This window comes from Limnoglobus sp. (assembly GCF_059499385.1).
Map to the genome: position 1 here is coordinate 37,787 of NZ_JCABYM010000075.1, position 9,368 is coordinate 47,154.

At 68.3% G+C, this 9,368-nt stretch carries 7 protein-coding genes; 2 read left to right on the forward strand and 5 right to left on the reverse strand.

Annotated features, from left to right (window positions below):
* Nucleotides 1-102: 102 nt before the first annotated feature.
* On the reverse strand, nucleotides 103-1,497 hold the full coding sequence (locus tag AC5JJ2_RS13955; protein WP_495858611.1) for a methyl-accepting chemotaxis protein: 1,395 nt from the start codon (nucleotides 1,495-1,497) through the stop codon (nucleotides 103-105).
* A gap of 311 nt (nucleotides 1,498-1,808) precedes the next feature.
* Here AC5JJ2_RS13955 and AC5JJ2_RS13960 point away from each other — a divergent pair, with 311 nt between their 5' ends.
* Nucleotides 1,809-2,267, forward strand: a complete 459-nt coding sequence (locus tag AC5JJ2_RS13960) for a YgaP family membrane protein (protein ID WP_495858612.1) — start codon at nucleotides 1,809-1,811, stop codon at nucleotides 2,265-2,267.
* 4 nt (nucleotides 2,268-2,271) lie between these two features.
* Here AC5JJ2_RS13960 and AC5JJ2_RS13965 read toward each other — a convergent pair whose 3' ends face one another.
* Nucleotides 2,272-3,546: a polysaccharide pyruvyl transferase family protein gene (locus AC5JJ2_RS13965; RefSeq protein WP_495858613.1), complete on the reverse strand. Its 1,275-nt coding sequence runs from the start codon at nucleotides 3,544-3,546 to the stop codon at nucleotides 2,272-2,274.
* Nucleotides 3,547-3,798: 252 nt separating this feature from the next.
* Here AC5JJ2_RS13965 and AC5JJ2_RS13970 point away from each other — a divergent pair, with 252 nt between their 5' ends.
* The gene (locus AC5JJ2_RS13970; protein WP_495858614.1) at nucleotides 3,799-4,794 is read left to right on the forward strand and encodes a DUF3800 domain-containing protein; all 996 of its coding nucleotides are present in this window, start codon (nucleotides 3,799-3,801) and stop codon (nucleotides 4,792-4,794) included.
* A gap of 737 nt (nucleotides 4,795-5,531) precedes the next feature.
* On the opposite strand, the gene AC5JJ2_RS13975 is transcribed toward AC5JJ2_RS13970, so the two are convergent.
* The 3 genes from AC5JJ2_RS13975 to AC5JJ2_RS13985 form a co-directional block, all read right to left on the reverse strand.
* On the reverse strand, nucleotides 5,532-5,963 hold the full coding sequence (locus AC5JJ2_RS13975) for a hypothetical protein (RefSeq protein WP_495858615.1): 432 nt from the start codon (nucleotides 5,961-5,963) through the stop codon (nucleotides 5,532-5,534).
* Complete coding sequence (locus AC5JJ2_RS13980; protein WP_495858616.1) at nucleotides 5,953-6,912, reverse strand: DUF1559 family PulG-like putative transporter; 960 nt, start codon at nucleotides 6,910-6,912, stop codon at nucleotides 5,953-5,955. Before AC5JJ2_RS13980 ends, AC5JJ2_RS13975 begins: the two co-directional genes overlap by 11 nt.
* A gap of 178 nt (nucleotides 6,913-7,090) precedes the next feature.
* Nucleotides 7,091-9,148, reverse strand: coding sequence for a chemotaxis protein CheW (locus tag AC5JJ2_RS13985; RefSeq protein WP_495858617.1), 2,058 nt, complete (start codon nucleotides 9,146-9,148; stop codon nucleotides 7,091-7,093).
* Nucleotides 9,149-9,368: the final 220 nt, after the last annotated feature.

The following is a 9,368-nucleotide window of genomic DNA, read 5'->3' on the forward strand; positions in this document are numbered from 1 at the left end:
CGCCCGTTTTGGGTTTCGTTGCCGCCCGGCGCCGCCGGCGGGGGTGGGGGGGGTGGTGCGCCACCTCCCGGGGGGGCCCCCCGCCGCTCGGCTCGCTACGGACTACGCCTTGTTGCCGTACCCGCTCGGCAGCTTGAACGCGGACACCGACCCGCGGAGGTCTTCGGCCAGCTTCGCCAGCGTGTTCACGCTCTCGGCCGTCCGCTTCGTGCCGGTCGCCGTCTGCTGCGTGATCTGGCTGATGTTCCCCATCGACCGGGCCAGCGCCTCGGACCCCTTCGCCTGCTGCTTCGACGCCTGCGAGATCGACTGGATCAGCTCCGCCAGCTTCAGCGACACGCCCTCAATTTCGTTCAGCGACTGGCCGGCCTGGTTCGCGACCTTCGACCCGCTCACGACCTCCTGGATGTTCTTTTCCATGGCGCTGACGGCCTCGTTCGTTTCGCCCTGGATCGCCTTGACCAGCGTGGCGATCTTCTTCGTCGCCTCCGTGGACCGCACGGCCAGCCGCTCGACTTCTTCCGCGACCACGGCGAACCCGCGGCCGGCCTCGCCGGCGGCGGCGGCCTGGATCGACGCGTTCAGGGCCAGGATACTCGTCCGGTCGGCGATGTCGTCGATCAGCTGCACGATCTGGCCGATCTCCTGCGACGTTTCGCCCAGCCGCTTGATCCGCTTCGCCGTCTCTTGCGCCTGCTCGCGAATCTTGTTCATCCCCTCGATCGTGTTCCGCACGGCCGCGTTCCCCTGCTTCGCGGTCGTCAGCGCCTGTTGGGCGACGGCCGTGGACGTGACGGCGTTCTCGGACACCTGCTGGATGCTGACGGCGATCTCGTCGATGGCGGCCGACGTGCTGGTGATCTGCTTCGTCTGGTCCTGCGACCCGTCCACGAGCGTCTCGGCGGACGAGTAAATCTGGTTCGCGGCCGTGGACACCTGCTGCGTCGCCTTCTGCACGTTCCCGATGATCTTGCGGAGTTGGTCGATCATGAAGTTGAAGCTGTCGGCGATGGCCCCGGTCATGTCGGCGGACACCTCCGCCTCCTTCGTCAGGTCGCCGTCGGCCACGCCGGACACTTCGTCGAGCAGCTTCATGATGCTCTTCTGAATCTCGGCCTTCTCGTCCTGCGACTGGAGCAACACGCGCGTCTTGTCGAGGGTCGCGTTCAAGGACTCGGCCACGTCGCCGAGTTCGTCGCCGGACACGACCTCGGCGCGGCCGCCGAAGTCGCCGGCCTCGGCCCGACGGAACACGGCGTTGAGGCCGTCGATCTGCCGGGTCAGGCTGCGGCTGACGGCGGACACCGCCCACAGGCCGAGGACCGCGCCGGCGGCGGCGACGCCGAGGGCGTAGGTGGTCTGCTTGCCGGCGTCGGCCAGCGGGTTGAACGTCAGGTAGAGCAGCCCGCCGACCGCGAGGGCGAACGGGGCCGCGATCAGGCCGCACTTCTGACCGAGCGGGAGGCGTTGGAACGCGGACATCGACTTCGGGGCCATCGGGGGCGTCCTCACGGGGTACGAGCGGCGACGGGGTTCGTTCGTTCGGACCATCGCCTATGTGTTCTGCGGGGAACTTAGAACACGGCCGGAAGTTTGCGCACGCGGGGGAAACGAAGTGTCGATTTTTTACGCGCCGTCCGGGGCCGATAGCGAAAATCGACGACGTGGCCTGAATGGGCAAGCCGCGGCGACTCGTCCGCGTGCGGGAACTTTCAGGGCTGGCGGGAGTCAACGGACTTCCGCCGCGGGCGCGGCACTCGGTTTGCGAACGTTACTCCCAACGAATTTCTTCGCCCGGAGGACGTACCATGATCCCCTCGACCGTGGCCCGCGTGCCGCAACAAACCGCCGAACACGTTAACGAGCGAATCCGCCGGCAGACCGAGGAGAGCGTCGCCCGCCTCGCGGCCCGCGGCTCCGCGGCCATCGACCGCCGGCTCGCGGACCTCGACCGCGAGTGGGACATCGAGCGGACGCTGGAGGCGAACGCCGCGACCGCCGTGCTGGTGGGGTCCGCCCTCGGCGCGCTGATGGACCGCCGGTTCTTCGCGCTGCCGGCGGTGGTCGGCGGGTTCTTGCTCCAGCACGCCGTGCAGGGGTGGTGCCCGCCGCTGCCGCTGTTCCGCCGGGCCGGGGTCCGGACGGCGGCCGAGATCGACTACGAGCGGTACGCGCTGAAGGCGCTCCGCGGCGACTTCGCGAACGCCGAGCGGGCGAACGCGGGACCGGCCGACACCAGCCGCGTCGTGGCGGCGGCCCGGCGGTGAGCCGTCACCGCGCCAGTTCCTTCGCGACCACCGCCATCGTCTCCTTCTGCCGTTGGCGGACGACCGCCATCGCCTTCTCGACCTTCCCGCGGGCCGCCGCCGGGTCCGCGGCCATGTCCAGCAGCACCTTCGCCATGTTCGCCCCGTCCGCCTCCGCGTCCAGGTCGAACAGCCAGTCGCCGAGGCCGATGTCCTTCCACATGAACCCCTTGCTCGACTGCTCGGCCGTGCGGACCACGACGGCCGGCGTCCCCTGGTTGAGGGCCATGATCGGCGAGTGCATGTCGTAGCTGAACACGGCGAACGCTTTCGCGTACACCGCCACCGCCTCGTCCATGTCCCAGAACGTGTCGCGGACGACGGCCTTCGCCTGTACGTCTTCGGGCAGCTTCTCGTACACCAGCGTCTTGTTCACCTCCATGTGGCTGCTGTCCTCCGGGCAGAGCAGCACCTTCATCCCCGTCTTCCGCACGAACGCGACCAGCGCCGCCCGCAGCTTCGCGTGGTCCGGTTCCATCGTCTCCTGCGTCCGCTTCCAGAACGTCTTCTCCTGCTCCGTCTGCGGCTCCGTGCGGCCGTGGATCTTCCAGTACGGCGTGTACCGCAGCTTCGGGATGAACGCCAGGAACTTCCCGGCCTCCAGCCCGTGCTTGGTCATGTAAGCGGCCGCCAGCTTGTCGTCGCGGACGTCCACGGCGAACGCGGCGTCCGGCCCGAACTCCACGACCGGGGCCTTGACGCCCTGCTTCCTGGCGAGCTCCAGTGACACGCTGTCGCGGAAGAAGGCGAACCGGGCCTGGTCGAGCACGCCCTTGTCCGGCGGCTGGGTGTACCGCCCGCCGTGGGTGATGCCGTAGACGCCGAACGGCTTGCCGGTGTGCTTGACGAACGCCTCGATATCAGCCCGCGCGTTGAGCGTTGCCCCGGACCCGAGCAGCAGGAAGTCGGCCCGCGCGACGGCCTCGCCGAGGGCCTTGTCGGACGCCTTCCCGTCCGCGCCGATCTTTCCCTTGACGACCGAGACCTTGGGGAACCGCCTCTTGAGCATGGCGACGACGCCGGGCGTCATGCTGGCCGACGCCCAGACGACGACCTCGGCGGCCGGGACGTGTTGTTCGAGGAGCGCGAGCGCGCCGGGCGTGTGGCCCACGTCGCCGATGTTGACGACCTGCCACCCGGACCGCAGGAGGACGCGCGGGGCGCGGCGGTCGGCCGCCGCGGCGGAACCGACGGCGCAGCCGGCAGCGAGGGCGGCGCGGACGAACGTGCGGCGGTGCATGGGGGTACTCCTATGTTGCTTTTCGGTCCAGAGAACGTTCACTTCCTGACGATGATCCTTGAATCCGTTGCCGTACTTCTGCCTCTGAACAGGGTAGCGGGAGCCGAAAGACGAAGGGGATAAATCTTGGAAGGCCGTTGACCGCGGGAAGGCAGCGTGGTAACATTCTCTCGTTGGTACAGATCATCGCTCACATGGCCTGGGAGTGCTTCGGCACGTTGGGGCTAAACCCCTCCCGGGCCTCCCTTTTTTATGTACCTCCTCTATCTCGACGCCTCCGGCACGCCGGAGTTGCAGGACCGAAATAGCAAGCATTACGTGCTGGTCGGCCTGGGTATGCACGAGGGGAGTTGGTTCTCGCTCGACAAGCGACTCCAGGCGGTGAAGCGGAAGTACTGCCTCTCGGGCACGGACCCGGAACAACTCGAAATCCACGTCAAGCAGTTTGCCGTCACGATCAAGGAACAGGACGAGATCCCGGACTTCGAGCAACTGTCGGGAACAGACCGCCGATCACGCGTCCTGGAGTTGCGCGGCAAGAAGCTCGACGCCGAGGCGTCGCGTGAGAAGAAGGAGGAGCGGCGGGCCAAGTACAAGGACACGGACCCTTACATCCACCTGACGCGACGCGAGCGGTCGCAACTCCTGGAAGACGCGATCGAGGTCATCGCCGGGTACGACACGATCCGCTTGTTCGGGGAGGCGATTGCCAAGTCCCATCCGGGCATCGCCGCGGGCGGTGCCGATGTGCGCGAGCAAGCGTTCACCCAGGTGGTGGCTCGGTTCGACAAGTTCCTGCAAAAGAAGGACTCGTGGAAGCGGCAGAGTAGCCCGCGCGGCGCGATCAATCACGGCCTGCTGATGCTCGACCAGGACGAGTCAACGCAGTCGGTCGTCGAGCCGCTGTTCAAACGGTTCCGACAGCACGGCCACCCGTTCGGCCAGATGACGCACGTGATAGACGTCCCGTTCTTCGGGTCCAGCGTGAAGGTCGGCGGTCTACAGTTGGCAGACGTGGCGGCCTATGTCGTCCGCCGCTACCTGGACAAGGGGTCTGTGGCGGGCAGCCACGAAGAGCGGCACTTCATGCAACTGTTCCAGCGGTTCGACCGCGACAACTACGGCAAGCTGCACGGGCTGAGGCATTACGTCCCGGCCAACTCCTGTCACTGCTCGATCTGCCGAGAGCGGGGCCACTCGGCCGCCGCGCCCACGCCACCAGCGGTCCCGTCTCCTCCGGCCACGTAGCCCCAGTTCACAGCATGTCCGGCAGCTCGTCGTACTTGTCCCAGCTTTCGTGCTGGACCCGTTCCCAGGCGAGCGCCTGGAGTTCCTCCCGCGTCCACGGGCTGTCGTCGTACACGGCCCCTGTCGCGTCAAGAAGTTCGAGTGCTTCGGCCTGTTGCTCGGTCAATTCGATAATGGTTGCCTTCTCCTCCGGCTACCAACTCGATCCGCCGCCGTGGTTCACTCGGCCCCTTCGGATTCAGTAGAGTGCCTGGTTTGGCCTTGATCGACTCGTGTAGCTACTTGCAGGGCCGTCGCACTTGGCGAATATCCCGCACGTTTCTCGGCCTCCCGCAACGGGTATCAATCACATATAAATTGACCCCTTCTTCGCGCTCACCCTGGCCACGGGTGAAGCCAAACCAGGCAAGGTAAAGGTACTTGGGCGAGTGCAAAAGCACTATTCCCGCGTCTTATTGTTTCGAGTTGGGAATCTGGCAGCAACTACTGACAAAAACTTGATTAATTGACACCTTCCTTCTCTGCGGGTGGCCCGCACTGGAGTTGAGGGCTGCGACACGCGCAGTGGTGTGTCGCTGAACGGTGTTCGCCACAACAGGGCGAATCTTTGGCCTTCAGAGGCCGAATCAATCATCTTTAGTGACAGTTAAATGACGCGGGCCTCCTATTCGCCCCACCCGGAGGTTTCGCCCCCAGCGTAGCGGCTGCGCCGCACGCGGTCAAAGACATTGCCCCCGTCACTTCCGCGCCTTCTTCGCATGCTTCGCGTGGTCATGATGGTGGTGCTCGTCCGCGTGGGCGTGCGGGTCGGGGTGGCCGACGCCGACCTGGTCTTGCGCGAACTTGAACGCCGCCGCCTCCGCCCGCGGCCAGTCGCCGGCCCTCGCCGTCGCCACGATCCGCTCGAACCCCGACCGCTCGTCCGCGGTCAGCTTCCCCTCGCGGGTCAGCTTCTCCAACCCCTGCTCCACCTTCGCCAGCCGCACCGGGTCCTTCGTGTTGCAGGCCGTGTAGAGCAACTGCATCAGCGTTAGCGCCTCGCGGCTCGTCACCGGCGGGTACTGCCGGCAGCCCGGCCACCAGATCACGACCAGCGGCACGAGCAACAAGCCCGCCACGCCGCCGAGCCACCGGACCCGCTTCGAGTCGCCGTCGTCGTTAGTAGTCACCGACCACCTCCCCGCCGCTCACGCTGGACAGCGCGGCCCACGTGTTCAAGTTTACATTGGTCGGCACGAACCGGACGCTGCCGTCGCCGAGGAGGACGTTGCCGCCGTGCCACGGGGCGTACATCTGGCAGACGTGGCACGTCGGGAAGCTCGGCGGGTGGACGATGCCCGGCTCCGCCGCCGCCGGGCCGCTGTGGCACAGCACCAGCGTCGCACCGGCGTCGCACGCCGTGAACGGGTAGCGGGCCGGGTCGATCGGGCACACGTCCGCGTTCGGGACCACGCCCACCCACGTCTTGTTGCTGATCGTCGTGTGCTCGCCGATGAACACGGTGTTGCTGAGGCCGTCCGTGACGGTCGCGATCCGGGTCTTCGAGTTCCGGTAGAACGGGCCGACGCCGGACACGCCGGAGAGGTTCGGCAGGTCGTAGGCCCACGTCTCGTCCTGCCCGTTGTTGGCGACGAAGTGCGAGATGCCGAACTCGGCCAGGACCGTGCCGCCGGAGTCCTTGATGAGCGTCGTCGGGCCGTGGTTCGGCGCGGCCGGGCACTGGAACACCTTCGGGGCGTGCTTCACGGCCGTCGCGTTGGTGGCGTCCCAGCACGGCACGTCGAGCCGCAGTTGGCGGTAGAGGTTGTCCTGCTCGACGTGCGGCAGGATGAACGTGCCCCACGCCCACCCCGGCGCGGCGTCCACGGCCGGGACCGGCTGGTTCGGGAAGCCGGACTGGTAGCCGGGCGGGAAGTAGCCGTTGGCGTCGTGGTAGCCGTGCAGCGCGAGGCCGATCTGCTTGAGGTTGTTCTGCGACTGGCTGCGGGCGGCGGCCTCGCGGACCTTCTGCACGGCCGGCAGCAAGAGGCCGACGAGGATGCCGATGATGGCGATGACGACGAGCAGCTCGATGAGTGTGAACCCGTGGCGGTGGCGGCGGTGGCGATGTGGGAGCACGGTGCGTCTCCTGACGAGAAAGAAGGCGGAGCGAAGTGATGAATTAGGTTAGACTAAATCAAAAGATTTGGCAAGACTACAGTGGCAATTTTTGTCAGCGAGTGAACGTAAAAAGTTTATCTTAAACGTTTAGCGGCGGACCCATCGGGTCCGCCGCGAAAACGTGAAACGTGATTTCTTACACCGTCTGGAACGCGCCCAACTCGGCGGACGCGAACAGGGCGTTCAGGTCGAGGATGGGGACCAGCCTGTTCTGATGCTCGACGACGCCGTCGAGGTACGGGACGATTGCGGCGTCCGTCACGAGGTCCGCGTCCACCGGCTGCGGCGGCGGGAAGCGGCGGATGCCGACGATCTCGTCCACCAGCAGGCCGATGACGAGCTGGCCGTCGTCGGACTGCGCGACGAGCAGCCCGCGGCGGGCGGCGGCGGCGTCCTCGGCTTGCAGGAACTGCGGCAGGTCTACCAGCGAGATGATGTCGCCGCGGACGTTCGCCACGCCGGGCAGCCAGTCGGGCGTCCCGGGCACGGGCGTCACCTTCGCCGGCCGCAGGACTTCCCGCACGTTCTCGATCCGCACGCCGTAGGGCGTGCCGCCCAGCTCGAAGACGACGTGCCGCGCCCCGGCCTCGGCGGCGCGGTCCCGCGGGGCGGCCGGCTGGTCGTCGTCGTCCGGGATCGCGTCCTGCATCGCCGCCAGCAGCTTGTCCAACGACGAACTCGTGGACCGCGCATCGACCTCGACGAAGATGTTCGACGTGGAAACGACCGGCGTGCCGATGAGGCCGTCGGCGCGGGCCTGGATCGCGACGAGGCCGGGGGCGAACCCCCGCAGCCGGGCCACGACGGTGCGCGACTCGCCGGGCGGGATGTCGCCGACGAGCCAGCCGATCAGGTTCAGGGCGCGGTCGAACTCGCCGCCGGGGGCGGCCGCGAACGTCAGTTCTTCCGGCATCGTCAGCATCGCCGTCACGCCCTTCGCGGGGACGGCCGACGTGTTCGTGACGACGATCGCGATCTCCTCCTCGGCGTCCAGCCGCATCATCGGCTCGTGCCGCAGTTCCAGCGCGAGCGCCGCCTCGACGACCTCGGTGCTGAACGTGGACTCGGCCGACTCGCTGCCGGGGGACTCGACGGTCGCGAACCACTCGTGGCGGCCCGGCCGGTCGGACGCGAGTTCGACGGTCACCGTGGTGAACGCGCCGGGGTCGATGGGGGAAACCTTCACCACCACCGGCGGGCCGCCGTGGGACAGGTCGGCGACGCGGACGGTGACCGGGCCGGTCGGCAATTCACCCGTGTTCGACACCCGCATCTTGATCGCGAACGGCTCGTTCACGGCGGCGACCGGCGGGGACGCCAGCTCGCCGATCAGCCGCGCGCCGGGCAGCGGCTGGTACGACACCTCGAACGCCCGCGGGGCGGCCGGGTCCGCGCCGAGCAAGGACACCGGCAGCTTCACGGACAGCGGGACCACGTCGTCCGGGCCGAGCGGGCCGAGGTTCCAGTGCAGGTTCCCCTTCCGGGCCTGCGGCTTGCGGCTCGCCTGGACCTGCTTCAGCCCGGCCGGGATCGGGAACGCGACCTTGCAGTTCAAGTACCCGCGGGCCGCCTCGTCGCGGACGGTGACGCGGTAGACGGCGACGGCCCCGTTCTCCTCGATCCGCGGCGCGGCCGGGACGCGGCGGGTCCGCCAGATGGCCGACGCCGGCTGGATGTCCAGCGGGGCGGACGGCGGCGGCGTCCGCTGGAGCGTCGGCACTTCCTCCGGCGGCCGCGGGTCCGGCTTCGGCTTCGACTGCAATTTCGACGACGGCTTCTTCGGCTTCGGCGGCGACTTCAGCGAATCGAACGGCGACAGCTCGCTCAGGTGCGGGTCGAACGGCGGCGGCAGCGGCAGGTCGTCCTCCGGCGGCGGGTTCGGGTCGAACGCCATCCGCTCCGTCGGCGCGAGGTCGGCGGCGGCCGGCGGCGTGGGGAAGTCGGTGAGCGTGTCGTCGTCCTTCGCGGCGGCCGGCGGCGGCGGGAACTCGGCCGCGTCGGGCCAGTACGGGGCGGCCGGCGGGTCCGGGTCGGGCGTCGGGGCGAAGTCCGGCTCCGGTAGCCCGGCGAGGGCCAGCCACGACGGCAGCCCGCCGGTCGGGCCGGCGTCGTTCGCGGGCGAGTCGTCGGCCGGCGGTTCCGGGAGCGACGGCAGGTCGCCGAACGGGAACGGCGGGGGGCCGTCGTCAGACATGGGTTCGATCTCCGCGTGCGGCTACCGAGGGGGTGGGACGAATTCTTCTCGTCGGGCCGAGACTTAGCAGGCCCGGCGGTTTTGGCTTTGTTCCCTCCCCCTTTGGGGGGAGGGTTAGGGAGGGGGGTGAGCTTCCCACGCCCGGTGAGAATCGCGTTCGACGGAGGCAGGCGGGGGGGGGGGGGGGGGGGGGGGGGGGGGGGGGGGGGGGGGGGGGGGG